Annotated in this window: 22 protein-coding genes; 4 read left to right on the forward strand and 18 right to left on the reverse strand. The window is 67.6% G+C overall.

The genetic code is table 11. The features are described from left to right. Window positions 1–7 precede the first annotated feature (7 nt). From LDO13_RS13325 to LDO13_RS13350, 6 genes are all read right to left on the reverse strand, one after another. Window positions 8–172, reverse strand: a complete 165-nt coding sequence (locus LDO13_RS13325) for a hypothetical protein (protein ID WP_224047198.1) — start codon at window positions 170–172, stop codon at window positions 8–10. Window positions 173–248: 76 nt separating this feature from the next. Beyond that, window positions 249–761 (reverse strand): DUF3817 domain-containing protein, encoded by a 513-nt coding sequence (locus LDO13_RS13330; RefSeq protein ID WP_224047199.1) that lies wholly within the window; start codon window positions 759–761, stop codon window positions 249–251. Next, window positions 758–1636 (reverse strand): SURF1 family protein, encoded by an 879-nt coding sequence (locus LDO13_RS13335; RefSeq protein WP_224047200.1) that lies wholly within the window; start codon window positions 1634–1636, stop codon window positions 758–760. The genes LDO13_RS13330 and LDO13_RS13335 overlap by 4 nt, the downstream gene beginning before the upstream one ends. A gap of 170 nt (window positions 1637–1806) precedes the next feature. Next, on the reverse strand, window positions 1807–2295 hold the full coding sequence (locus tag LDO13_RS13340; protein ID WP_224047201.1) for a PTS sugar transporter subunit IIA: 489 nt from the start codon (window positions 2293–2295) through the stop codon (window positions 1807–1809). 71 nt (window positions 2296–2366) lie between these two features. Beyond that, a complete protein-coding gene (locus LDO13_RS13345; protein WP_224047202.1) occupies window positions 2367–4118 on the reverse strand; it encodes a glycerol-3-phosphate dehydrogenase/oxidase in 1752 nt (583 codons plus the stop codon). Between the two features lie 73 nt (window positions 4119–4191). After that, complete coding sequence (locus LDO13_RS13350; protein ID WP_224047203.1) at window positions 4192–5328, reverse strand: GuaB3 family IMP dehydrogenase-related protein; 1137 nt, start codon at window positions 5326–5328, stop codon at window positions 4192–4194. Window positions 5329–5579: 251 nt separating this feature from the next. Between LDO13_RS13350 and LDO13_RS13355 the strand changes: the two genes are divergently transcribed. Beyond that, window positions 5580–7481 (forward strand): S8 family peptidase, encoded by a 1902-nt coding sequence (locus LDO13_RS13355; RefSeq protein ID WP_224047204.1) that lies wholly within the window; start codon window positions 5580–5582, stop codon window positions 7479–7481. A gap of 133 nt (window positions 7482–7614) precedes the next feature. Here LDO13_RS13355 and LDO13_RS13360 read toward each other — a convergent pair whose 3' ends face one another. From LDO13_RS13360 to LDO13_RS13370, 3 genes are all read right to left on the reverse strand, one after another. Further along, a complete protein-coding gene (locus LDO13_RS13360; protein WP_224047205.1) occupies window positions 7615–9456 on the reverse strand; it encodes an ABC transporter ATP-binding protein in 1842 nt (613 codons plus the stop codon). 109 nt (window positions 9457–9565) lie between these two features. Next, window positions 9566–11077, reverse strand: coding sequence for an IMP dehydrogenase (gene guaB / locus LDO13_RS13365; protein ID WP_224047206.1), 1512 nt, complete (start codon window positions 11075–11077; stop codon window positions 9566–9568). Window positions 11078–11254: 177 nt separating this feature from the next. Beyond that, the gene (locus LDO13_RS13370; RefSeq protein WP_224047207.1) at window positions 11255–13333 is read right to left on the reverse strand and encodes an acyltransferase family protein; all 2079 of its coding nucleotides are present in this window, start codon (window positions 13331–13333) and stop codon (window positions 11255–11257) included. Window positions 13334–13479: 146 nt separating this feature from the next. Here LDO13_RS13370 and LDO13_RS13375 point away from each other — a divergent pair, with 146 nt between their 5' ends. Further along, window positions 13480–14448, forward strand: coding sequence for a DUF389 domain-containing protein (locus LDO13_RS13375; protein ID WP_224047208.1), 969 nt, complete (start codon window positions 13480–13482; stop codon window positions 14446–14448). A 108-nt stretch (window positions 14449–14556) separates the two neighbouring features. Here the strand turns inward: LDO13_RS13375 and groL are convergent, their stop codons facing one another. The 3 genes from groL to LDO13_RS13390 all read right to left on the reverse strand — a co-directional run bounded on the left by groL (window position 14557) and on the right by LDO13_RS13390 (window position 17513). Further along, window positions 14557–16167 carry a chaperonin GroEL gene (groL, locus tag LDO13_RS13380; RefSeq protein WP_224047209.1) on the reverse strand — a complete coding sequence of 537 codons (1611 nt, stop codon included), beginning with the start codon at window positions 16165–16167 and terminating at the stop codon, window positions 14557–14559. Between the two features lie 76 nt (window positions 16168–16243). Beyond that, window positions 16244–16540 (reverse strand): co-chaperone GroES, encoded by a 297-nt coding sequence (groES, locus tag LDO13_RS13385; RefSeq protein ID WP_066437027.1) that lies wholly within the window; start codon window positions 16538–16540, stop codon window positions 16244–16246. 541 nt (window positions 16541–17081) lie between these two features. Then, window positions 17082–17513, reverse strand: a complete 432-nt coding sequence (locus LDO13_RS13390; RefSeq protein WP_224047210.1) for a hypothetical protein — start codon at window positions 17511–17513, stop codon at window positions 17082–17084. Between the two features lie 57 nt (window positions 17514–17570). Here LDO13_RS13390 and LDO13_RS13395 point away from each other — a divergent pair, with 57 nt between their 5' ends. After that, window positions 17571–18800, forward strand: a complete 1230-nt coding sequence (locus LDO13_RS13395) for a class I SAM-dependent methyltransferase (RefSeq protein ID WP_224047211.1) — start codon at window positions 17571–17573, stop codon at window positions 18798–18800. Window positions 18801–18825: 25 nt separating this feature from the next. Here the strand turns inward: LDO13_RS13395 and LDO13_RS13400 are convergent, their stop codons facing one another. Beyond that, entirely contained in the window at window positions 18826–19626 is an 801-nt protein-coding gene (locus LDO13_RS13400; RefSeq protein ID WP_224049787.1) for a shikimate 5-dehydrogenase, read from the reverse strand. A gap of 322 nt (window positions 19627–19948) precedes the next feature. Between LDO13_RS13400 and LDO13_RS13405 the strand changes: the two genes are divergently transcribed. Beyond that, window positions 19949–21100: a glutamate--cysteine ligase gene (locus tag LDO13_RS13405; protein ID WP_224047212.1), complete on the forward strand. Its 1152-nt coding sequence runs from the start codon at window positions 19949–19951 to the stop codon at window positions 21098–21100. Between the two features lie 24 nt (window positions 21101–21124). Here LDO13_RS13405 and tsaD read toward each other — a convergent pair whose 3' ends face one another. The 5 genes from tsaD to alr form a co-directional block, all read right to left on the reverse strand. Then, the gene (tsaD, locus tag LDO13_RS13410; protein WP_224047213.1) at window positions 21125–22258 is read right to left on the reverse strand and encodes a tRNA (adenosine(37)-N6)-threonylcarbamoyltransferase complex transferase subunit TsaD; all 1134 of its coding nucleotides are present in this window, start codon (window positions 22256–22258) and stop codon (window positions 21125–21127) included. Next, window positions 22255–22752 carry a ribosomal protein S18-alanine N-acetyltransferase gene (gene rimI / locus LDO13_RS13415; protein WP_224049788.1) on the reverse strand — a complete coding sequence of 166 codons (498 nt, stop codon included), beginning with the start codon at window positions 22750–22752 and terminating at the stop codon, window positions 22255–22257. Before rimI ends, tsaD begins: the two co-directional genes overlap by 4 nt. A 98-nt stretch (window positions 22753–22850) precedes the next feature. Then, on the reverse strand, window positions 22851–23522 hold the full coding sequence (gene tsaB, locus LDO13_RS13420) for a tRNA (adenosine(37)-N6)-threonylcarbamoyltransferase complex dimerization subunit type 1 TsaB (protein WP_224047214.1): 672 nt from the start codon (window positions 23520–23522) through the stop codon (window positions 22851–22853). Next, window positions 23522–24157, reverse strand: coding sequence for a tRNA (adenosine(37)-N6)-threonylcarbamoyltransferase complex ATPase subunit type 1 TsaE (gene tsaE / locus LDO13_RS13425; RefSeq protein WP_224047215.1), 636 nt, complete (start codon window positions 24155–24157; stop codon window positions 23522–23524). Before tsaE ends, tsaB begins: the two co-directional genes overlap by 1 nt. Next, window positions 24154–25374: an alanine racemase gene (alr, locus tag LDO13_RS13430; protein ID WP_224047216.1), complete on the reverse strand. Its 1221-nt coding sequence runs from the start codon at window positions 25372–25374 to the stop codon at window positions 24154–24156. Before alr ends, tsaE begins: the two co-directional genes overlap by 4 nt. Window positions 25375–25898: the final 524 nt, after the last annotated feature.

Genomic DNA, 25898 nt, shown 5'->3' on the forward strand with positions numbered 1-25898 from the left:
TACAAGCCTACTTTGCGGCGCCGCCGGCCCGCACATTGAGAAGCCGGTCCGGGCCCGGAATCTGTTGCCAGGTAAGCGAACTCACATGCAAGCCCGACGGCGGCCGGCCAGCCATCGCGCCGCGGGTGCAGGTCAGGGCGAACAGGCTGCCGGCATTCGCCTCGATCTGCATCAGGTGTGCCCGCGGGCAGCCCCGTGGTTCCGCCTGTGCCGGCCTTCCACTGGGGTGTGCCGCACGTGCTGCGGATTTAGTAGCGCTGCGGCGCCTGCGGGTTCGCTGCCAGTTCGGCTTCCACTTCGGCGTGGAACTTCTTCTCCACGAAGAAGGACAGGAAGGGCACTACGCCGCCGAGCGCCAGGATGATCATCTTCATGAACGGCCAGCGCATCAGGGACCACAGCCGGAAATTGGACATGAGGTACACGACGTACATCCAGCCGTGCACGATCAGCACCGCAACGGAGAGGTTTATCCCGCCGATCACTCCGGGCGGCTCGGCGTCGGCGAATCCGAAGCCGAACGGCTCGCCGGTGACGGCGTTGGTGCCGCCCAGGAAAAGGTACTGGCCGAATGCGTAGCGGGCAATCAGCTCGGCGCAGAGCAGGAGCAGCATGGCGCCGGTCATGTAGGCGAGCACCTTGTAGAACTTCAACGCCGAACGGATCTGGGCCTCGGTTCCGCCGAAGCGGCGCTTCTTGCTGCCCGCGGTTCCCGTTGCGGTGGACTGCTGCGGCTGGACGGCCGGCTGGGGCTCGATCATGGTTGCACTTTCGTTTCGGTGGTCCGCGTTTCAGTGGTCCGCGGGTCGGTGGGGTCAGGGGTGGGGACGTGTTGCGCCGCGGCTTCCTGCTCCTCGTCGAGGGCGTCCTCGAGTCCACGGCGGTAGTCGTCCTTTACCAGGCGCCACCAGATGAACAGTGCGAAGCCCGCGAACACCACCCACTCGGCGGCGTAGAAGAGGTTGAGCCAGTTGATTTTCCCGGCAGGAGGCTGCGGCCCGATGTTCAGCGGTTTCACCTCACCGCCGGACGCGGCGGCACTGACGTCGCTGCCGCCGGAGAGTTCGGAACTCGCCGCGACGAAGCCGGGGTAGCTGCTGATGTCCCAGATGTTGATGAGCTCCGCGACGGACACGGCGCTGGCCCGCCCCGGGCCCGCGTCGGTCCCTGGCAGCGGGGCTTCGGACGGCAGCAGCCGTCCGGTCAGTTCAATGGTGCCCGACGGCGGCGCGGCGGCGTCGGCGGGGTCGGCAACCCAGCCGCGGGCCACCGGAATCCAGGTCTGGGGCGAAGCGCCGGCTCCGGTCAGCACGGGGGCGTCCTTCACGGCCAGGGCCGAGACGACCCAGTAGCCCGAGGCGCCGCCGTTCAGCCGGCCCGGGACCAGGACCTGCTTCTGCGGATCGTAGCTCCCTGTCGCGGTGACGACCTGGTCGGCGACCGAACCGGGGAAGAAGTCCCCGGGCTGGAGCGCTGCGGTGAGCGGTTTGGGTTCCTCCGTCGTGGTGGAGACCGTCACCTCCGGCTGGGTCGAGCGGCCGAACTGCCACTGGCTGAGCAGCACAAACACCCCGGAAACGACGATCGCGAACACCAGTCCGACGATCCAGCGGGGTTTGAGGGCAGTTTGCAGCACTCCTTAACCGTACTTCGTCCGCGTGTAGAACAGCGAAACGGGCCTGCCTAGAGTGGGGCAGCAGGGTCCCTACGTGGCGACGGAGTCGACACGAAAGGGCCTGCCCTAGAGTGGGGCAGCAGGGTCCCTACGTGGCGACGGAGTCGACACGAAAGGGCCTGCCCCAATCTCTAGTGGTCGAAGAAGACCAGGCTTGAGTTGATGAGTTCCGCGATCACTTCGGGGTCGTAGGCACGGCGGAGCGATTCGCGGAACGATTCCTTAGACAAGGACCGGGCCAGGGTGGCCAGCACTTCGAGGTGCTCGGAAAACGAGCTGGCCGGCGTCGCGATCAGGAGGACCACTGTCGCGGGCCCGTCGGCAGCGCCGAAATCGAGCGCCTTGCCGTATTTCGTGATGCCGACGGCGATGGAGGTTCTGGAGACGAATTCGCTGCGTGCATGCGGCAGCCCGATGCCGCCGGGCAGGCCCGTGGCCAGCTGGTGTTCACGGGCGTTGACGTGCTTCAGGAACCCGGGGAGATCCGAAATGCGCCCGGCAGCATGCATCCGTTCCGCCAATTGGGAGGCGGCGTCGAGCTTGTCGGTGGCGTCCATCTCGAGGATCACCATGTCGGGGGTGGTGAGCTCGGCGTCATAGCGGTCCAGTGGTTCCGCCAAGTGGTATCCCTTCGAAGTGGCGTCAGTGCGCCAGCAGTCTCGGGGTCGAGGCTGCCGGCGGACTCTGCCGGTCAGCGCAGCGGAACGATGTCCTCGACGCCCAGTCGTGCTGCGTCGGCGGATTCGTCGTCCGGCTGCTCCTGGCTGAGCCGTTCGGCGTCGACCCTGGCCAGGTAGTGCTTGATCTCGCCCTCGCGCTGGGCATCGCTCCAGCCGAGGACTTCTCCGATCAGTTTAGCGACTACCGGCGCGGCGGACACACCGCGGTCCCACGCCTCGATGGAAATCCGGGTCCGGCGGGTCAGCACGTCCTGCACGTGGCGGGCGCCCTCATGGGTGGCGGCGTATACGGCCTCGGCGGCGAGGTAATCGTCCGCGCCCGGCAGTGGCTCGCCCAGTTCCGGGTTCTCGGTGATGAGGGCCAGGACCTCGGGGGCCATGGAGCCGTAGCGGTTGAGCAGGTGCTCGATCCGCGCCACATGGACGCCGGTCTCCTCGGCCATCCGGTTCCGTTTGTTCCACGCGGCCTTGAACCCGCTGGCGCCCAGCAACGGAATGGATTCCGTGCAGCTTGGCGGGACACGTTCGTCCATGCTGCGGGTCGCCTCGTCGACGGCGTCCTTGGCCATGACCCGGTACGTGGTCCACTTGCCGCCGGCCACCACGACGAGTCCGGGCACCGGGTGGGCCACAACGTGTTCGCGGGAGAGTTTGGCGGTGGAGTCGTTTTCGCCGGCCAGCAGCGGGCGGAGCCCGGCGTAGACCCCTTCGACGTCCTCGCGGGTGAGCGGGCGCTTCAGGACTTTGTTCACGTGCTCGAGGATGTAGTCGATGTCCTTGCTGGACGCGGCCGGGTGGGCCTTGTCGAGGTGCCAGTCTGTGTCGGTGGTGCCGATGATCCAGTGCCGGCCCCACGGAATCACGAAGAGGACGGATTTCTCGGTCCGCAGGATCAGACCCACAGTCGATTGGAACCGGTCGCGAGGGACGACGAGGTGGATGCCCTTCGAGGCCCGCACCTTGAGCTGGCCTCGGTCGGTCACCATGGCCTGGGTCTCGTCCGTCCAGACGCCCGTCGCGTTTATGACCTGCTTGGCCTTGATGTTGAACGTGGAACCGTCCTCATGGTTGACCACCTTCGCGCCGACCACGCGTTCGCCTTCCCGGAGGAAGGAGACCACGGACATCTGGTTCACCGCATGGGCGCCATAGTACGCCGCGGTGCGGATCAGGTTGGCGCAGTACTTGGCGTCGTCGACCTGCCCGTCGTAGTACCGGATGGACCCGACGAACGCGTCATCCTTGAGGCTGGGCGCTGCCCGCAGCGTCCCCCGGCGGCTCAGGTGCTTGTGGAAGGGTACGCCGCGGCGCTGGCCGGTGGAGATGGACATGGCGTCGTACAAGGCGATGCCGGCACCCACGTAAGGCCGTTCGAGGAAGGGCTTGGTGAGCGGGTAGAGGAACGGGACAGGCCGCGCCAGGTGCGGGGCGAGTGCGGAGAGGATCAGCCCGCGTTCGTGCAGCGCCTCTTTGACGAGGGCGAAGTCGAGCATCTCGAGGTACCGCAGGCCCCCGTGGATGAGCTTCGAGGAGCGGGAAGACGTGCCTGCCGCCCAGTCGTTGGCCTCGACGATGCCGACGCTCAGGCCGCGCGTGACGGCATCCAGGGCGGCGCCGGTCCCGACGATTCCGCCGCCGACGATCAGGATGTCGAGCTCCTTGCCCGGGTCCGTGGTGCCCCTGAGAACCGCGAGTGACGCTTCGCGTTCCGCAGGCCCAAGGGCACCGCCGGCCCTGGGAGAACCGCCGGGAAAACTGTTCATTTCACGCCTCCATCCGGATCAAAGCTCGTAGTGCACCACACTACTTCCAAGTTCCCCGGATGGGCAGGGGGCGTCAGTTGCCGGCGTAAGGGGACACGACGACGTCGACGCGCTGGAATTCCTTCAGGTCCGAATAGCCGGTGGTCGCCATGGAACGGCGCAGCGCACCGATCAGGTTGGCCGTTCCGTTGGTGTGGTGGCCCGGTCCGAAGAGGACCTCTTCGAGCGGTCCGACGGTGCCGACGTTGACCCTGTCACCGCGCGGAAGTTCAAGGTGGTGCGCCTCCTGGCCCCAGTGCCAGCCCTTGCCCGGGGCTTCTTCGGCGCGGGCGAGGGCGCTGCCGAGCATTACGGCGTCGGCGCCCATGGCGATGGCCTTGACGATGTCACCGGAGGATCCCATGCCGCCGTCGGCGATCACGTGGACGTAGCGGCCGCCGGACTCATCCATGTAGTCGCGCCGGGCAGCGGCGACGTCGGAGATGGCGGAGGCCATGGGCGAGTGGATGCCCAGGGCGCGGCGGGTGGTGCTCGTCGCGCCGCCGCCGAAGCCGACCAGCACGCCGGCGGCACCAGTGCGCATGAGGTGCAGTGCCGGGGTGTAGCCCGCGGCGCCGCCAACGATGACGGGGACGTCGAGTTCGTAGATGAACTGCTTGAGGTTCAGGGGCTCGTGGTCCTTCGAGACGTGCTCGGCCGAGACGGTGGTGCCGCGGATCACGAAGATGTCGACGCCGGCGGCCACCACGGTCTTGTAGTGTTCCTGGGTCCGCTGCGGGGTGAGGGAGCCCGCCACCGTGACACCGGCGGCGCGGATCTCGGCGAGCCTGGAGGTGATCAGCTCCGGCTGGATCGGGGCCTGGTAGAGCTCCTGCATCCGGCGGGTGACGGCCGGGCTGTTGGTTTCGTCCTGGAGCGCGCCGATCTGGTCCAGCACGGACTGGGGGTCCTCGTAGCGGGTCCAGAGGCCCTCGAGGTCCAGGACACCGAGCCCGCCGAGCCGGCCCAGGGCGATGACGGTCTCCGGCGACATGGCCGAATCCATCGGGGCGGCGATGACCGGCATGTCGAACTTGTAGGCATCGATCTGCCACGCGACGGACACATCCTTGGGGTCGCGCGTCCGGCGGTTGGGGACGATCGCAATGTCATCCAGGGAGTAGGCACGACGCCCACGCTTGCCTCGGCCAATCTCAATCTCGTAAGTCACGTCCTCACTTTACTTGACCCGGCCGTTGGACCGGCACGAACCGCGCGGGCACACCGCACCGGTGCCGCAGGAAGCCGCCCGGCGAGACCCAAAATAATCGATAGTTCACACTGACTTGACATGTTTTGTCAATAGTTTACAAATCCTGAAAATGCCCTTACGTTTGCTTTCGGCCGCCGGGGATATCGCCCGGCGGCCTCCACACCCAGTTCCGGGCACTCCGCCCTGCCCGGTTACAGAAAGCAGAACCCATGGGAAGTGCATCACTCAGGAAGTCCCGCGTGCTGGCCCTGTCGCTGGCCGCCCTCGTTGGCACCATGACCCTCGCCGTCAGCCCGGTACTCGCCGCCCCCGGCAACGGACCGGTCGCATCGGAGAATGTCCCTGCGCCGGACGTCAACGCCGGTGAGGCGTACACGCAGTTCATCGTGAGCTTTAAGAAGACCCCCGGGAACGCCACCCCGGACGGCCGCGCGAACGCATGGGGCAAGGCAGCCCGGCAGCAGGGCGTAAGCGTGAAGGAGCTGCGCGCCCTGGCCACCGGGGGGACCCTGATCGCCTCCGACAAGGCCCTCTCGGACCAGGCCGCCAAGGACTTCATGAACGAGATCGTCGCCTCCGGGGCGGTCGTCGCCGTCGAACCCGATGCCCGCATGACCGCCGTGCTGTCGCCGAACGACACGCGCTACGGCGAGCAATGGGACTTCACCGCGGCGAACGGCATGCGCATCCCCGGCGCCTGGGACGTCTCCACGGGCACCGGTTCGACGGTCGCCGTGATCGACACCGGCATCACGGCGCACACTGACCTGGACAGCAACGTGCTGCCGGGCTACGACTTCGTCTCGGACGCCACCGCTGCCCGCGACGGCAACGGCCGGGACGCCAACGCCCAGGACCAGGGCGACTGGTACGCCGCCGGCGAATGCGGCCAGACCGCGGCATCCAACTCCTCCTGGCATGGCACCCACGTGGCCGGCACCGTCGCGGCAGTGACGGGCAACTCCATAGGCGTGGCCGGCGTGGCGCCCAATGCCAAGGTCCTCCCGGTCCGGGTTCTGGCCAAGTGCGGCGGTGCGCTCTCCGACATTGCCGACGCCATCATCTGGGCCTCCGGCGGCGCCGTCTCCGGCATCCCTGCCAACGCCAACCCCGCCAAGGTCATCAACATGAGCCTGGGCGGCTCCGGCGCCTGCGGCACCACCTATCAGGCCGCCATCAACACCGCCGTGTCCCGGGGCACCACCGTGGTGGTGGCAGCCGGCAACAGCAACCAGGACGCGTCCGGCTTCCGGCCCGCCAACTGCAGCTCGGTAGTGACGGTGGCTGCCAGCAACCCGAGCGGCACCCTCTCCTACTACTCCAACTTCGGTGCGACCGTGGACCTCACGGCTCCGGGCGGCGACACCGGAGTCAGCGGCGGCGGCATCCTCTCCACGATCAACACCGGAACCACGACGCCGGGCGGCGCCGGCTACGCCAGCTACCAGGGCACCTCGATGGCGACCCCGCACGTGGCCGGCCTGGTGGCCCTGATGAAGGCCAAGTCACCCGCCCTCACCCCGGCCCAGGTGGAGTCCACGCTCCGTCAGGGCACCCGGGCCATGCCGGGCGGCTGCACCAAGGGCTGCGGCGCAGGCCTCTCCGATGCCACAGCCACCATGGGCCTGCTCGGCACCACCCCGCCGCCGCCGTCGGGAAACCTGCTGCTGAACCCCGGCTTCGAGAGCGGCTCGGCCTCGTGGACCTCCGACCACGCGGACACCTTCGAGACCGGGACCAACGCCCGGACCGGCAGCGGCTTCGCCGGCCTGAACGGCTGGGGCCAGCCGACGTCGTACACGCTCGACCAGACCATCGCCATCCCGTCCTCCGTGACCCGTTCCACCCTGTCCTTCTACCTCAAGACGCTGACCGATGAGACCACCGGCTCCAGCGCCTACGACACACTGAAGGTCCAGGCCGTCAGCGGCGGCGTCACCACGACGCTGGCCACCTACTCCAACCTGAACAAGTCCACAGGCTATGTCCTGAAGACGCTGGACCTGTCCTCGTTCAAGGGCCAGAGCGTCACGCTGCGCTTCCTGGGCGTGGAGGACTCCTCGCTCAAGACCTACTTCTTCGTGGACGACACCTCGGTGACGACCTCATAGCAGGGCCCGCACCCCAGGAATGGGCATGTCCTCCCCTCCCGGGGGGAGATGCCCATTTTTTGTGCCCGGGAGTGGACATAGTGGGAATATGTCCACTGGCCGAGGCCCCCGGAGGGCATGTCCCGCCGGCGGCTCAGAGCCCTTCGGCGTCGTCCACGGCGAGCTGCGACTCGAACATCCGGAAGTAGCGGCCGCGCAGGGCCACCAGCTCCTTATGGGTGCCCTGCTCCACGATCCGGCCGTCCTCGAGCATGTAGACGATGTCCGCCTTCTCGATGGTTGCCAGGCGGTGGCTGATCGCGATGATGGTGCTGCTGCGTTCGGCGAAAAGCCGGGTGAAGATCCGGTGTTCCGCGAGGGCGTCAATGGCCGAGGTCGGCTCGTCCATGACCATGAAGGAGGCACTCCGGTAGAAGTTCCGTGCCATCGCGAGCCGCTGCCACTGCCCGCCGGACAGCCCGCTCCCCTTCCGTCCGCGGGGATCCTCCATCCAGTTGCTGACGTGGTTGTCCAGGCCGTTGGGCAGTTTGTTGATGAATTCCAGGGCCTCCGCGTCGGCTGCGGAGCGGCGGATCCGTTCGTCGTCGCGCGGTGACTCGACGTCGCCGAAGAGAATGTTCTCCGCGGCGGTGGCGAACTCGTATTTCAGGAACTCCTGGCTGAGCACCGCCAGGTGGCGGTGCCAGGACTTCACGTCGACGGCGGCGAGGTCGACGCCGTCGAGCAGCACCTGCCCGGAGTCCGGGCGGTAAAGCCCGGCGAGGATCCTGATGAGCGTGGACTTGCCGGCGCCGTTCTCCCCCACAATCGCGATGTGCTGGCCCTCGCGGATGGTCAGTGAAATGCCCTTGATGACCTCCAGCTCGCTGCCCGTGTAGGTGAAGCGGATGTCCCGCAGCTCCACCGTCTTGGGCGCCTGCAGCAGCGGCGGGGCGTGGTCGGAGTGCACCGGCAGCGCCATGAACAGCTCATAATCCTTGAGGTTGGCGAGGTCCTCGTCGATCGAGCTGAGCGAGGAGACCAGGCTGTTGGCGGTGGACAAGGCCCGGCTGACGATCTGCTGGACGTAGAGGAACTGCCCCACCGGCTGCGCCCGGGCGATGATCTGCCCCACCACCCAGATCAGTGAGACGACCTCCGCGCCGTACTGCAGGGCGTCCGCGGCGAGCTGTTTGGGAATGTAGCGCTTCTGGAAATCCAGCCGTCTGCGTTCATCCGCGTCCCGCAGCCGTGACCGCAGCCCCATCAGGTACCCGACGATCCCGTAGAGGCGCATCTCGGCGATGTGCTGGGGCCGCAGGAGGTTGGTCTCGATCATCCGCCGCTGCCGGCGCGAGTCGACCTGGGTGTTCCAGTGCGCGATCTGTTCGCGGGAGAGTCTGAACTGCAGGTAGACGCTGGGCACGATCGCGACGAGGACGATCACGGCGATCCACCAGCTGACCAGCATCAGCGCGCCGATGGCGAGGATCACCGAGACCAGCTGGGTGAAGATGGCGGCGATCCGGTCCAGGACGCGGGCATAGGAATCGGAGAAACGCTTGGCCCGGTCGTACAGGTCCACCGTTTCCTTGTCGTCGTAGCGCCAGAATTCGAGGGCCAGGAACCGCTCGTACATCAGGTCGCCCACGATCGCGCCGACCTTGAAGCTCATGAGCTGCTGGATGTACCGGTCCACGCTGCTGAAGGCGCCCCAGAACAGTCCCAGGGCCGCTGTGATGATGACGTAGACGATCGCCTGCTGCCCCGCCGCGGCGTCGCCCGCGTAGGCTGCCGCCAGGGCCGTGGTGGTGAGCGCGGCGAAGTAAGTGGTGACGAGCGGCAGCAACGCCGAGATCAGCGAGCCCATGACCTTCATCACCACGGCGGCGGGCGAGGCCCGGAAGCTGACGCGCAACACCTGGGCCACCGCCCGGGCGTAGGGCCTCAGCGCCAGTTTCCGCTTGGGCTCACGCGCGGGCAGGAGTTCGGACATGCCTCCAGCCTAGGACACCCCGCTGCCCAACTAGCTGGCAGCAGGGGCCGTTATGAGCCTCCAAAACGGCCCCTGCTGCGAGTTAGTTGGGGGAACCAGGCAGTGCGGCTTACCGCGAACCGTAGTTCGGTGCCTCCACTGTCATCTGGATGTCATGGGGGTGGGACTCCTTCAGGCCGGCCGCCGTAATCCGGACGAACTTTCCGCGGGCCTTGAGCTCCGGCACGGTCGGGGCGCCGGTGTAGAACATGGTCTGGCGGAGGCCGCCGACCAGTTGGTACGCCACGGAGGCCAGCGGTCCGCGGTAGGCCACCCGGCCCTCGATGCCTTCGGGGATGAGCTTGTCATCGCCGGAGACGTCTGCCTGGAAGTAGCGGTCCTTGGAGTAGGAGGTGTTCTTGCCGCGGGTCTGCATGGCGCCGAGGGACCCCATGCCGCGGTAAAGCTTGAACTGCTTGCCGTTGACGAAGATCAGATCGCCCGGGGACTCGTCGCAGCCGGCTAGCAAGGAGCCGAGCATCACGGTGTCCGCGCCGGCAACCAGGGCCTTGCCGATGTCGCCCGAGTACTGCAGTCCGCCGTCGGCGATCAGCGGCACGCCTGCCGGAATCGCTGCCTTGGCGGACTCGTAGATGGCGGTGATCTGCGGGACGCCGACGCCGGCGACCACGCGGGTGGTGCAGATGGAGCCGGGACCCACACCGACCTTGATGCCGTCGGCGCCGGCGTCGATGAGCGCCTGGGCGCCCTCGCGGGTGGCGGCCTGGCCGCCGATGATGTCCACGTGCGCGGCAACCGGATCGGACTTCAGCCGGCGGATCATGTCGAGCACACCCTGGGAGTGGCCGTTGGCGGTGTCCACGAAGAGCGCGTCCACGCCGGCGTCGATCAGGGCCATCGCCCGTTCCCAGCCGTCGCCGAAGAACCCGATGGCCGCGCCGACGCGCAGGCGGCCTTCCTCGTCCTTGGTGGCCAGCGGGTACTGCTCGGCCTTGGTGAAGTCCTTGGTGGTGATGAGGCCCTTGAGCCGGCCCTGCTCGTCCACGAGCGGGAGCTTTTCGATCTTGTTGGTCGCGAGCTTGTGCGAGGCTTCCTCGCGGCTGATGCCGACGTGGCCCGTGACGAGGGGCATCTTGGTCATGACGTCGCTGACCAGGCGGATCGGGAAGTCAGCTTCCGGCACGAAGCGGGTGTCGCGGTTGGTGACGATGCCCAGGAGCCGCATGCCCTCATCCACGACCGGCAGGCCGGACACCCGGTAGTGCGAGCAGATCTCGTCCAGCTCGGCGAGCGTGGCCTCGGGTCCGATGGTGAGCGGGTTGGTGATCATGCCGGATTCGCTGCGCTTGACCCGGTCCACCTGGTCCGCCTGGTCGGCGATGGAAAGGTTGCGGTGCACAACGCCGAGGCCGCCCTGGCGGGCCATGGCGATCGCCATCCGCGACTCCGTGACCGTGTCCATCGCGGCGGAGAGCAGCGGGGTCTGGACCGAGATGCGCTTGGAGATCCGGGAGGACGTGTCGGCCTCGGAGGGGATGACATCCGTGTGGCCGGGCAACAGCAGGACGTCGTCGTACGTCAGTCCGATGAAGCCGAAGGGGTCGTGTTCGGGCTGGGTCATGAGTGCGCCTCTTACCTTGATTACGGGTTACGGGTAGGGGTTGCAACAGATGACCAGCCCGTCATTACGGGCATGGCCTGTGCAGAAGTGTTGAATAAATAGTAGAACCTTGAGGCCCATCCCCATATTCCGGGGCGGCAATGTGAGCAACGGCACCGCTCCGGTGACGCCGCCCCGTCACTTCCAGCCCGTGGCCGCCAGCAGCCGCTGTTCGAACATGGGGATCATGGTCTGGACATAAGTCTTGGTCAGATGGTTGTCGTCCTTGTACACGTACACGTTCCCGACCACGGCGGGGCAGATCCCGTCGGCGCAAATGAAGTCGCTGAGGTCCATCAGGTGCAGCCGCGGCACCTTCCCGCGGTACGCGTCCAGCGGCGAGGACTCGGCGAGGGACTCCTGCAGCGGCACGTTGCACTTTGCGGCGTCGGGCCCGTTCTTCTGGACGCATTCGGGCATGTTCATGTTGAAGCGGGGGTTGTCACGGATGCCGACCACGTCCATGCCCGCATCGGTGAAAGGCTTGATGCCTTCGAGGTACTGCGGGACCTCGGCCTCGAAGGGCGCGTCTTTGTGCGTCAGTGAGGCGACGGTGAAGACCGCGTCGGGCTTGTGGTCCAGGACGTACTGGGCGCTGGCTTTGTTGAAGGCGTTGCACTCGGCGTCCCGTTCCGGGGACTCCCCGCCGAAGCGGCAGTTGCCTTTGAGGAGGGCAACAACTTCCCAGCCGTGGCTGCGGGCGATCGGGCCGAGCGCGGCCATGTATTGCTGGGCGTGCGAGTCGCCGAGCACCACGATGCGTTTGGTGACCTCGTCCGGGCGGCTGTTCTGCAGGCAGCCCGCGAGCAGCGGGTCGCCGGGGACGTTCCCGTCGGTGCACAACCCGTCGATGTCGGCCCACTCGTTCTTCATGGCCACGGGAGCCGGGATGATCTTCGCTTCCGGGGTCGGCTTTCCGGCATTTTCCGGCGCCAGGGCGGCCGCGCCGGGGGTCAGTTCCCTCGGCTGCGCGGCCGCAACGGCCTCGTCCGCCATCATCTTGCTCTGCCACACGGAGACCGGCCCGGCCAGCAGCGCACCACATGCCGCGATCACGACGGCGGTGCGCCAGACCCGGCTCTGTGGCCAGTGCCATTCGCGCAGCGGTTTCTCCACGAACCGGGTGGTCAGCACGGCCAGCACGATCGAGGCGGAGACAATAGCAAGGCCCTGGACCAGGTTGGGGGCCGTGATGCCGGTCCCGGCGAGGGCCAGCACCAGCAGCGGCCAGTGCCAGAGGTACAGGGCGTAGGAGTTGTCACCGAGCTTCACGAGCGGCTTCCAGGTCAGGAAACGGTCCACGCCAAACCGGCTGCCGCTCTGTCCGGCCACGATGATGGCGGCTGCGGCCAGCGTCGGCCACAGCGCGATAAAGCCGGGGAAGGAGCGGTCCACGGTGAGCAGGAGGCCACAGGAGAGCATCGCTGCAAGACCGGCCCAGCCAAGGACCACCCGCAGTGCCTTGCCGGGCCTGAGGTGCGGCAGCGCCAGCGCCAGCAGCGAGCCGAGGGCGAATTCCCAGAGCCGGGTCCGGGTATCGAAGTAGGCGTAGGACTGGTTGGTGGTGGTCTGCTCGATGGAAAACACGAGCGACACAACGAAGATCGCGCCGAAAGCCGCGGCCAGGAGGGCGGAGTAGCTCACCCGGTCGCCGATGCGGGTCCGGCGGATGAGGCGCAGCAGTACGGCCGCGCCGGCGAACACCAGCGGCCAGAGCAGGAAGACCTGGCCCTGGATGGACAGCGACCAGAAGTGCTGCAGCGGGCTGGCACCTGCGTGGTCCTGCGCGTAGTAGTCGACGGCGGTATCCGCCAGGAGCCAGTTCTGCCGGTAGAACAGTGAGGCCCACGCCTGGTCCAGCACGTCAGGCCAGCGGCTCTGCGGCAGGACCAGCCGGGTGCCGGCCAGGACGCCGAGGATGACAACAACGACGGCGGGCAGCAGCCGCTTGAGCAGGTGGAGCCAGTGGCTCAGCAGCCGCAGCGGCTTGCCGCCTTCGACCTTGCGGGCGAAGCTGAGGGTCATCAGGAATGCCGAGATCAGCAGGAAGATGTCGACGCCGCCGGAGACGCGGCCGAGCCAGACGTGGTAGGTGACCACCATGAGGACCGCGAGGGCGCGGAGGCCCTGCACCTCGGGCCGGTAGCCGGATTTCGCGCGCACCTGAGAACCCGCGGCCGCGGCCTGCGGGCTGGAGGTTGTTCGCTCGGTCGACACTAGAAGCCCCTTCAGGCAGGTTTCCAAAACGTCAATGTTACCGAACCGTAATTTGTCTGGCCAATCACGGCGGCGGGGGAACGCCATAGAGCCGGTCTTCCGCAGGTCCGGCGGCTACCCTGTAACGAGCCAGAGGAGGCCGCACCGTGATCGCACAACTGCGCATTTTTGTCCCGGAACCGTTGTCCGACGCCGTGGTGGACTGCTCCACCGGCGAACTTGGAGTCGCCGAAGTTTCCCGCCAGCGTGGTGCGTCCGTGCTTCCCCCCGGGGACGTCATCCACGTCCTGGTGGCCCGGGAGTCTGTCGAGGCACTGGTGGAGAAACTCCACGCCCTCAACGTCCAGGAACAGGGCTCGATCTCGGTCAGCATGCCCGAGTTGGTGCTCTCCGACCGGGCGGACAAGGCCACGGCGGACGCCCCCGGCGAGGGCGCGGACGCCGTGATCTGGGACGAGGTGTCCCGGCAGACGGGCGAAGACTCCCGGCTGACATGGAGCTACCTTGCCTTCCTCATCCTGGCGACCCAGCTGGCGGCCATCGGCATCGTCACGGACTCGACGATCGCCATTGTGGGCGCTATGGCTGTGGGTCCCGAGTTCGGACCGCTGGCGGCGCTGGCGGTGGCGCTCGTGCAGCGGCAATGGACGCTGGGACGGCGCGCGGCGATCGCCCTCGGCGTCGGCTTCCCCGTGGCGATGCTGGCTGCGGCCTTCACGGCGTGGCTCTCCGTGCCGCTCGGCCTCTTTCCCGCCGATGTCCTGGACCGCGGTTCGGCCGCCGATTTCATCTACCATCCGGGTCCGTATTCGCTGATTGTCGCTGTGCTGGCCGGCATCGCCGGAATGCTGTCCGTGATCAGTCGGCGCTCCGCTGCCCTGATCGGAGTCTTCATCTCCGTGACCACAGTCCCCGCCGCCGGTTTCGTGGCCGTCGCGCTGGTGCTGGGCGAGTATGAGAAAGCGGCAGGTTCAGCCATTCAACTGGCGCTGAACCTGGTGGGGATCGTGGCGGCGGCTGTTGCCGTGCTGGTCTTCTACCGCCTCGTCACCAAACGGCTGCCCGACGCCGCGGCGCTGCGCCTGAAGCGCAAGGCGATGCGGGCGAAGCGCTAGGCCGCGGCCGGAACGAAAGGGATGGTGCAGGGCGGCGAGGCACCTGGCGGGCACAGCAAAGGCCGGCCCGGCTGACGCCGGACCGGCCTGGACTGCCGTGGCCTGAAGCTAGTGGCTGTGGCCTGCGTGCTGGTCTTCGTCTGCCGGCTTCTCGACCACGAGGGTTTCCGTGGTGAGTACCAGAGCCGCGATGGACGCCGCGTTGCGGAGGGCCGCACGCGTCACCTTCACGGGGTCGATGACGCCGGCCGCGATCAGGTCTTCGTAGACGCCGCTCTTGGCGTTGAAGCCCTGGTTGACAGCCGATTCGGCAACTTTGGCGACGACGACGTAGCCGTCGAAGCCGGCGTTCTGCGCGATCCAGCGCAGCGGCTGGGTCAGCGCCCGGCGGACGATGCCAACAGCAGCGGCAGCGTCGCCTTCGAGGGCCTGGACAGCCGGGTCCTCGTCGAGCGCCTTGAGGGCGTGGATGAGGGCGGAGCCGCCGCCGGCCACGATGCCTTCTTCAAGGGCAGCGCGGGTGGAGGACACGGCGTCCTCGATGCGGTGCTTCTTTTCCTTCAGCTCGACCTCGGTGGCTGCGCCAACCTTGATCACGCCGATGCCGCCGGCCAGCTTGGCCAGGCGTTCCTGCAGCTTTTCCTTGTCCCAGTCGGAGTCGGTGCGGGTCAGCTCGGCGCGCAGCTGGGAAACCCGGGCTGCGACGTCCTCGGCCGATCCGGCGCCGTCAACGATGGTGGTGTTGTCCTTGGTCACCGTGATGCGCCGGGCAGTACCCAGCACCTCGAGGCCGACCGTGTCCAGGCTGAGGCCCAGTTCCGGCGAGACGACCTGCGCACCCGTGAGGGTGGCGATGTCCTGCAGCATGGCCTTGCGGCGGTCGCCGAAGCCCGGCGCCTTGACGGCGACGACGTTCAGGGTGCCGCGGATGCGGTTGACGATCAGCGTGGACAGGGCCTCGCCGTCGACGTCTTCGGCAATGATGAAGAGCGGCTTGGAGCTCTGCAGCGCCTTCTCCAGCAGCGGCAGGAAGTCCTGCACGGAGGAGATCTTGCCCTGATTGATCAGGATCAGGGCGTCTTCGAGGACTGCTTCCTGGCGTTCCGCGTCGGTGACGAAGTACGGGGACAGGTAGCCCTTGTCGAACTGCATGCCCTCGGTGAGGACCAGTTCGGTCTGCGTGGTGGAGGATTCCTCGATGGTGATCACACCATCCTTGCCGACCTTGCCGAATGCCTCGGCCAGGAGCTCGCCGACCTCGTCGCTCTGGGCGGAGATGGAGGCGACGTTGGCGACCTGGGTGCCTTCGACGGGGCGTGCGTTCTCGAGCAGGCGGGCGGCGACGGCCTCGACAGAGACCTCGATGCCGCGCTTGATCTGACCCGGGGCGGCGCCTGCCGCAACGTTGCGGAGGCCTTCCTTTACGAGCGCCTGGGCCAGCACCGTGGCGGTGGTGGTGCCGTCGCCGGCGACGTCGTTGGTCTTGGTGGCGACCTCCTTGGCAAGCTGCGCGCCAAGGTTCTCGTACGGGTCGTCCAGTTCGACTTCACGGGCGATGGTGACGCCGTCGTTGGTGATTGTGGGGGCGCCCCACTTCTTGTCCAGCACGACGTTGCGGCCGCGCGGGCCGAGCGTCACCTTGACCGTGTTAGCGAGCTTATCGATGCCGGCTTCAAGCGACCGGCGGGCAGCGTCGTTAAACGCGAGCTGCTTTGCCATGGTTTTGTCCTTTCAAGACAGAACCCCGCGCAACTGACCCGTCAAAGAAGGATCGGCGGCGCGGGGTCCAAGAGAGTTACTTTACGACGATCGCCAGGACGTCGCGGGCGGACAGCACGAGGTACTCGGTGCCGCCGGTCTTGACTTCGGTTCCGCCGTACTTGGAGTAGATGACAACGTCGCCGACGGTGACATCGACCGGAACGCGGTTGCCGTTGTCGTCAAAGCGGCCGGGGCCTACTGCAACAACTTCGCCTTCCTGCGGCTTTTCCTGCGCGGAGTCCGGGATAACCAGGCCGGAGGCCGTGGTCTGCTCGGCTTCGAGCGGGCGGACAACAATACGATCCTCAAGAGGCTTAATAGAGACCGACAAGGACCTCTCCTATTCGTCAGCAAATTCGTGGACTTTAAAGCTGTGGTGCCATGGCGTACAGACCGTCGTCGCGGTGCCGGCAGCAGCCTGGCTGTCAAGCTTCAGGTGTTAGCACCCTCCTAGGGAGAGTGCTAATGACGACTCTATGTAAGTAGTTAGCACTCGGTCAAGGCGAGTGCCAGAAGTTCGTTCCCGGTGAACGCTTTACCCAGTGGCTATGCCTACTGATTCGGGGCTGCACAGAGGGACATGCCCATTCTTCGTCGCGGCCGGTTGACACATCGGCATCATGTCCACTGCCGGCGCCGAACGACGGACATGTCCCCCGGTTCCGGGCCGGCAAGAGGGACGTGGCCACGGTTTGCCCGGCTGCACAGAGGGACATGCTCATTCTTCGTCACAGCCGGTGGACGCATTGGCATCATGTCCACTGCCAGTGCCGAACGATGGACATGTCCCGCGGTTCCGGGGCTGCGCAGAGGGACATGTCCACGCTGAATGCCGGGAGTGGGGCATGTCCAGCAGACATGCGGGCGGGTGGCTACCGTCCGCCGAGGTCCTCGAAGTCGACGTCCTCGCCGTTGTCCTCGTCGTCGAGGCCGGCCTCGTTCCGGTGCCGGTACAGCACCAGGCCTCCGGCCGCCGCAAGGGCGAATCCGATGACCAGGAAGATGATGCCGCCTACGCGGGCCGCCACGTAGCTCTCGCGGATGGACTTCGCCTCGTCGGTGGCGTCCGTAACGTCCTTGCCGCCGACCGAATAGACGGTGGCGTTGAAGGAGTCCAGGAAAAAGATGATGACCAGCAGCGCCGCGCAGACGACGGCGATGACGGCGCCGGCAATCAGCGCCGGCCGGGCGTAGCGGGCGAGTCCCTGGCGGGCGGGACGGCCGCCGTCGGCGTCCTGCTGCGCGGCGTCGACCTCCCCGTAGTTTTCGTCCGTGCCGTTGTTTGCCGTGCCGCTGTCATCCATGCCGTCAAGCCTATCCGGCGCACGGCTCCACCGGCGCCCTGAACTAGGCTTGTGACCATGGCTGACGCACCGCAGGACCAGATCGCCCCGCTCCTTAACCCCGAAGGCTGGGAGCTGCTGGCGTCACTGGGCCCGTACAAGGAGGATGAGGCGTTCCGCCTCAACGCTTCCCTCCGGAAGGCCGGCCACTCTCCCGAACTCGTCTCCGCCGTGCTGACCCAGTCCCGGCTGAGGACCAAAGCGGAGGCCAAGTTCGGCGAGTTCGCCCGGCAGATGATCTTCACGCAGGCAGGCCTGGAGCAGGCCACCCGGCTCACCGTGGCGGCCCGGCACGCGCAGCGCTTCGCGGAGGCAGGCGTGCAGCACGTGGCTGATCTTGGCTGCGGCCTCGGCGCCGACGCCATGGCGCTGGCTTCGCTGGACATCACTGTCACGGCGGTGGAGATGGACGAGACGACGGCGGCCTGCGCCACGATGAACCTGATCCCCTTCCGGAACGCCACCGTGGTCCATGCCGATGCGACGACGGTGGCCCTCGACGGAATGGACGGCGTCTGGCTGGATCCGGCGCGCCGGACCACCTCCACGTCGGGCACGAAGCGGATCTGGGATCCGGAGGACTTCTCCCCGCCGTTGTCCTTCGTTGAGTCGCTGGCCGGCACCGGCCTGGCCGTGGGCGTGAAGATGGGCCCGGGCATGCCGCACGACTCTGTTCCCAAGGATTGCGAAGCCCAGTGGGTGTCCGTGGGCGGGGACGTCACCGAAGTGGCGTTGTGGTTCAACGCGGTCCGGCGTCCGGGGATCCGGCGGGCGGCCCTGTTGCTCGGCCCTGCCGGAGCGGCAGAGCTCAGCAGTTCCGAGGACTTCGACGGCGGCCCGGTCGCCCCGGTGGGGCCGGTCGAGGGGTACCTCTATGAGCCCGACGGCGCCGTCATCCGCGCCGGGCTGGTGGCCGACGTCGCCCTCCAGCTGGGCGGGCACCTCGTGGACGAGCACATCGCCTACATCTGCGCCCCGGAGCTGCGCGACACGCCGTTCGCCCGGGCCTACGAGGTCCTGGACGTGATGCCCTACAACGTCAAGGCGCTCAAGGCCTGGGTCAAGGACCAGGGCATCGGGGTGCTGGATATCAAGAAGCGCGGCACATCGGTCACTCCGGAGGAGTTGCGCAAACAGCTCCTTCCCGGCGGCGGCAAGGCCGGGGGTAAGGCCGCCAAGAAAACGGCCACCCTGGTCCTCACCAGGATCGGCGAGGAGCGGGTGGCCATTTCGGTGGAGCCGGTCTAGGGCAGGTTCTCTGGATTCCGGCGGGCTACTGGGCCCGCATGAAGTCCTCGGCTGCCCGGACCTGTTCGTCGCTGGGCCGGATCCCGGTGTACAGCACAAACTGCTCCAGCGCCTGGATGGTCGCCACTTCCGCGCCGGTGATCACGGTCTTGCCGGCAGCGCGGGCGGCCTTGACCAGCGGCGTCTCCGCCGGCAGCGCGACGACGTCGAAGACCACCTTCGCGGCGTCCACCGCCTCCCGGGGGAAGGACAGAGAGTCGACGTCGGGTCCCCCCGCCATACCAATAGGCGTCACGTTGATGATCATGTCGGCGGCGACGGCTGGATCGACGTCGGCGCGCCAGGCGAAACCGTAGAGCCCGGCGAGCGCCCGCCCCGTTTCCTCGTTGCGCGCGATCACGGTGACGTCGCGGAATCCGGCGTCGCGCAGCGCCGCCGCAGTGGCCTTGGCCATGCCGCCGGCACCCCTCAGCAGGACCGAGTACGAGGAGGGCACGGCATTGCGCTGCAGCAGCTGCTCGATCGCCGTGTAGTCGGTGTTGTAGGCGGTGAGAGTGCCGCCGTCGTTGACGATCGTGTTGACCGAGTCGATCGCCTTCGCGGAGGGATCCATCACATCCACGAGGGCGATGACGTCCTCCTTGTACGGCATCGACACGGCGCAGCCGCGGATCCCGAGGCCCCGCACGCCGGCGATCGCCTGGGCGAGGTCCGTCGGGGCAAAAGCCTTGTAGATCCAGTTCAGGCCGAGCTGTTCGTACAGATGGTTGTGGAAGCGCGTCCCGTTGTTGCTCGGCCGGGCCGAGAGCGAGATGCACAGGGTCATGTCTTTATTCAGGATGGGCACCCCTCCATTAAACGCCAGGCCCGCACCGGCCGCTCCTCAGGGGTTACCGCAGCCACGGCCCGCGCGGCGGCCGGAGCAGGAAGCGGATCCGGGGAGAAGCCCCGGGGATGCCGCGAGTAGCGCTGCGGTCCGAATACTTTTGTGAACACTTTCACGTGGTCGCGGCGCTCTGGCCACCGGCTCGATGCTGCCCCTGCACTAGACTTGGACCACCGTTGCCTCGCCAACTGTCCGGCGAATCCGCCCATGACGTTGCCGGCCGGGGCGGGGAAAAACGACAGCTGAACAATGAAGGGACCACATGAAGATTGATTTCGCTTCATCCAGGCAATCAACTCTTGGTGTGGAATGGGAACTGGCCCTCGTGGACGCGGAAACCGGCGAGCTTGCCTCCGTGGCCAAGGAGGTCCTCCGCGGTGTCGCCGCGAAGCATCCCGAATTGAACGAAGACGACGAGCACCCGCACATCAAGCAGGAGCTGCTGCTGAACACGGTGGAGCTCGTCACCGGGATCTGCAACACCGTGGCGGAGGCCAAGGCCGACCTGAGCAGTTCCCTTGCGGCCGTCCGGGACGTCACCGATCCCATGGGCGTCGAGGTCTTCTGCGCCGGCAGCCACCCGTTCAGCCCTCCGCAGCTGCAGCCGGTGACGGACAAGGAGCGCTACGCCAAGCTCATTGACCGCACGCAGTGGTGGGGCCGCCAGATGGTGATCTACGGCGTCCACGTGCATGTGGGCCTGGACAGCCGCGACAAGGTGCTCCCGGTCCTGGACGGCCTGGTGAACTACTTCCCGCAGTTCCAGGCGCTGTCCGCCTCCAGCCCGTTCTGGGGCGGTGAGGACACCGGCTACGCCTCGCACCGCGCGCTGATGTTCCAGCAGTTGCCCACCGCCGGGCTGCCGTTCCAGTTCGCCACGTGGGAGGACTTCGAGTCGTACGCCCAGGACATGTTCACCACCGGAGTGATCGACTCGCTCTCCGAGATCCGCTGGGACATCCGGCCCGTCCCGCATTTCGGCACCATCGAGATGCGCATCTGCGACGGCCTGGCCACACTGGAGGAAGTCGGCGCGATCGCGGCCCTGACGCAGTGCCTCGTCGACGAGTTCTCCACCACGCTGGACAACGGGGGCACGATTCCCACCATGCCGCCCTGGCATGTGCAGGAGAACAAGTGGCGCGCGGCCCGCTACGGTCTGGACGCCATCATCATCCTCGACGCCGCGGGCAATGAACAGCTGGTCACGGACCACATCCGCGAGACGGTTGCCCGTCTGGAACCCGTCGCGGTGAAACTGGGCTGCGCCGCCGAGCTGGCCGACGTCCTGAAAATCATCGAGCGCGGCGCCGGGTACCAGCGGCAGCGGCGTGTGGCGGAGGAACACGGCGGCGACCTGCGCGCCGTCGTACTGGACCTGGTCCAGCAGATGCGCAAGGGCCCCGAAGCGTAGGCGGAGCCTCCACTCCGCCCGGTCTCAGGCCGAGACGGTGGTGACCGGCATCGAGGAATCCGGTGCGAAGCCGATGCCGCTCGGCGCGATCCCGGCCATCACCAGCTGGGCGCCGAGGGCCGCGACCATGGCGCCGTTGTCCGTGCACAGCGCCAGCGGCGGGACGGTCAGCCGGATTCCTGCAGCGCTGCAGCGCTGCTCCGTGAGCTGGCGCAGCCGTGAATTCGCTGCCACCCCGCCGCCCAGCAGCAGTTCGGTGATGCCGTTCTCCCGGCAGGCCAGCACCGCCTTGGACGTGATGACGTCCACCACGGCCTCCTGGAAGGCCGCGGCGATGTCCGCAACGGGCACCGTCTCGCCCCGGGCTTCGAACTGTTCCACGCAACGCGCGACGGCGGTCTTGAGACCGCTGAACGACCAGTCGTAGCGGTGCGGGCCGGGTTCCTCCGCGGTCCCCATGTATTTTGGCTGGCTCAGTCCGCGCGGGAAACGGATCGCCTTGGCATTCCCGGTCCGTGCCAGCTTGTCGATCGCCGGTCCGCCCGGATAGCCCAGTCCCAGGAGCCGCGCCACCTTGTCGTAGGCCTCGCCGGCGGCGTCGTCGATCGTGGAACCGAGCAGCTCAACGTCCCCGGTGATGTTCCGGATCCGGAGGATTTCCGTGTGCCCGCCGGAGACCAGGAGGGCGCCCAAATTTTCGGGCAGAGCATTCCCCGGCAAAGCATTACCCGGCAGGGTCCTGGCCGGTGCCTGCGGGCCGCCGTCGTCCGTCTGGAGCAGCCCGACGCCGACGTGCGCAACGAGATGATTGATGGCGTACAGCGGTTTGCCCGTGGCGACGGCGAGCGCCTTGGCCGCGCAGACGCCAACCATCAGGGCTCCGGCGAGTCCGGGGCCGGACGTGACGGCGATGGCGTCGACGTCCTCCAGTGTCACCCCGGCCTCGGCGAGGGCTTCGCGGAGTGTGGGGACGAAGGCGTCCAGGTGCGCGCGGGAGGCGATCTCGGGGATCACGCCGCCGAACCTGACGTGTTCCTCCATGGAGGAGGACACGGTGTTGGTCAGCAGCCGCGTCCCGCGGACAATTCCGACGCCGGTCTCGTCACAGGAGGATTCGATGCCGAGGACCAGTGGTCCGTCGTGCCGGGTGTCGTTCATGGGCGGTCTGCTTCCCTGGGCGTCGAGTCTGGTTCGGGCGTGCCTGGTTCCGGGGCGCCTGGTTCGGGGGCGCTGAGGCGCAGCCGCATGATCAGGGCGTCGACGCCGTCGCGGTAGTAGCGGCGGCGGACGTGGATCTGCTCGAATCCGTAGCGGCGGTAGAGCTGCTGGGCACGGGGGTTGTCGGCCCGGACTTCCAGGAGCACGTCCTCGGCGCGGCGCAGCAGGCTTTCCCGGATGAGTTCGGTGAGCAGCGCCGAGCCGATCCCCTTCCCTTCCTGCTCCGGGACGACGGCGATGGTCTGGACGTCCGCGATCGGCCGGATGCACATCAGCCCGGCGTAGCCCACGATCTGCCCGGCCAGTTCGGCCACGACGTAGCGGCGGGTTTCTGCCTGCGCCAGCTCGGTGACAAACATTTGCAGCGGCCAGGCGTCCACCGGGAACAGCCTGCACTCCAGCTCATGGACGGCGGGAATGTCCGCTGACGTCATCTCCCGCAGGGTGACCCCGCCGGGCAGCCGCGCCGGTGTGTCTTGTCCCGTGTTCTGTCCTGTGTTCTGGCCTGTGTTCTGCCCTGCGGGCCCGGTGTTCACAGTGCCCTCTTCCGCGGTCCCGGCACCTGGGCATCCGACTCGCGCAGGTAGAGCGGTGTGGACTCGAGCAGCTGCTCCCCCGCTGCGAGCCGCGCCAGGGCGAACTGGCCCAGCGACAGCGCCTCCGGCTGGCGGGAGCTGAAGCCGGGGACGGCCTTGACGACGTCGGCATAGAGACCGGCGCCGGCGCCGTAGACGGGAAGGTCGGGGAGTTCCGCCGCGAAGCCGACGTGCGGGCCGTCCACCAGCAATGGCAACTGTCCCCCGCTGAGGGCATACCGTGCCCAGTAGACCTCTTTACGCCGCGCGTCGGTGGCGACGATGAACTCCGGGGCCGCGTCCGTGGACTCTGCCACCTCCAGGGCGATGGCATCCAGGCTCATGAGGCCGTAGAGCGGCTTGCCCCAGACGAAGGAGAGCGTGCGGGCCGTGACGATGCCCGAACGCAGGCCGGTGAACGGGCCGGGTCCCACTCCGGTGACCACCGCGTCGACGTCGGCGCCGGCGACGCCGGCCTCGGCGAGGAGCGCCTCGATTCCCGGGGCCAGCACTTCGGCATGGCTCCGGGTGTCCTCGGTGGAGAAACTGCCCACGAGTGATTCCGGGGTGTCATCGGAGACGAGCGCGGCGCTGGCCACGGCCGAGGTGTCGATGGCAAGGATCAGCATCAGTTCTCTTCCAGGGGGTGAGGCAGGGTGTCATTCCGGGCGGGCGCAGGGAGGGCGGGCGGGTCCATCCAGCGCGGACCGAAGCCGCGGATCACAATCGTGCGCGGTTCGTCGTCGTCGTCGGTGTCGAAATCGAGCACTTCGGGGTCCTCGGCGGCCTCCACCTGGTGGGTTTTTTCCGTGGCGTGGGCTTCCGTGCTGTGGATGCCGCCGCCCAGGCTGCGGAGCAGGTCCACCTCTAGCCTGCTGTCGCTCAGGTGCTCCACCCGGCCTCGGCCCCATTCCACCACTGTCACGGCGCTGTCCATGGTGTTTTCGAGGTCGATATCGTCGATTTCCGAGGCCGAGCCCAGCCTGTACGCGTCCACATGCACCAGGTCCGGGCCGCCCGGCCGGGGACCGTCGGGCAGGTTCGGGTGGATGCGGACCAGCACGAACGTCGGCGAGATGATGCCGGCCCGGACGCCCAGGCCCTCCCCGAGGCCCTGGGTGAAGGTGGTTTTTCCCGCCCCCAGTTCGCCGGTCAGGACCAGCAGGTCCCCGGTCCGGAGCTGGGCGCCGAGGCCCGCCGCAAGGGCATGGGTTTCATCCGCGGTCCGGACGTTCAGGGTCCGTTCCCAGGCCGCAGCGCTCACGGCCGGAGCTCGTCGCTTGGCGGTTCTTCATTGATGTAGCGGCGCGGCACCCTGGGGCTGATCCGCGTGACGATCTCGTAGTTGTTGGTTCCCGCTGCCCTCGCCCAGTCCTCTGCGGTGGGCCCGCCGTCGTCGCCGTTGCCAAACATTACGGCCTCGGCGCCGAGGACGCTGCGCCCCCCGGCCGAAACATTGAGCGGGCCGAGGTCGATCACCATCTGATCCATCGCGATGCGGCCCACGACGGGGTAGGTCACGCCGTCCACGCGGACCGGTCCTCCGGTGGCGATCCGCGGGACGCCGTCGGCGTAGCCCAGCGGGATCAGCCCCAGCGTACTGGTGCCGCCTGTGCGGTAATTCAGCCCGTAGGAGACGCCCTGGCCGGCGGGGACGTCCTTGCAGTGCGAAACAACGGTGCGGACCGTCATGGCCGGACGCAGGCCCAGCTCCTCCGAACTCTGCCCCTCAAACGGCGACAGCCCGTAAAGGCCCAAGCCCACGCGGACCAGGTCGAAGTGGGTGTCGGGCCGGGAAAGGGTGGCCGGGGTGTTGGCGAGGTGCCGCACCTCGGGGTCCACACCTGCGTCCTGGGCGATGGCGAGGGCTTCGCGGAAGGCCACCAGCTGCTCGTCGGTTTCCGGGCGCTCGGGTTCGTCCGCGACGGCCAGGTGCGAGAAGACCCCCACAACCCGCAGCAGGCCCTGGTCCTGGTACTCCATGGCTTCGCCGACGAGGCCGTCCCAGGCATCCAGGGTGGCGCCGTTGCGGCCAAGACCGGTGTCCACTTTGAGGTGCACACGGGCAGGCCGTTCCTGCTCGCGGGCGGCCGACACGATGCGTTCCAGTTCCCAGCCGGAGCAGCCTATGTCAATCCCGGCAGCCACGGCGGCCGCGAAGTTGCTTTCCGGGGTGTGCAGCCAGGCCAGCAGGGGCGCCTCGATGCCGGCGGCACGCAAGGCCAGGGCCTCGGAGATGTGGGCGGTGCCCAGCCAGTTGGCGCCGGCGGCGAGCGCGGCACGGGCCACGGGTACGGCGCCGTGGCCGTAGGCGTCGGCCTTGACCACTGCCATCACCTGGGCCGGCGACGCGACGGCCGCCAGACGGCGGACATTGTGCCGGACGGCTTCGAGGTCGATTACGGCCGAGCGTTCCTCGGCGAAGGCTGGCGGGGCCTCCGGGACGGGCCGGAAGTCACCTGTTGCTGCTGGGTAAGTCACTTAACGATTCTAGGGGTGGCAGCGCACGGGGCTTAATTCGGGCGGCCCGGCGGCGTCCCCGCGCACCCCCGAGGGACATGTCCAGTGTTCGCAGCCGTTGGTGAGCACAATGGCATCATGTCCACTCCACAGCCCGAACGGAGGACATGTCCCGCGGCAACCAGGTCCGGGCCGCGGCTCGCCCGGGGGACATGTCCAGTGCCCGCGGCCACGAGTGAGCACAATGGCATTCTGCCCATTCCTCGGCCCGCAATGAGGACATGTCCAGCGGTCACCAGGCCCGAGCCCATGCTCGCCGACGGGACATGTCCAGTTTTCGCGGCCGCCACTGCTCACAATGGCATTCTGTCCGCTCCTTAGCCCTCATGAGGGGCATGTCCAGCGGTCCCCAGGACCGAACCTGCCTCGGGATCCGCGCCACCCTGGCCCGCCCGGGGGACATGTCCAGTCTTCGCACCCGCGGGTGAGCACAACGGCATTATGTCCACTCCTCAGCCCGAACGGAGGGCATGTCCAGCGGGAAG

Origin of the sequence: Arthrobacter sp. NicSoilB4 (assembly GCF_019977335.1) — a bacterium.
GTDB lineage: Bacteria > Actinomycetota > Actinomycetes > Actinomycetales > Micrococcaceae > Arthrobacter.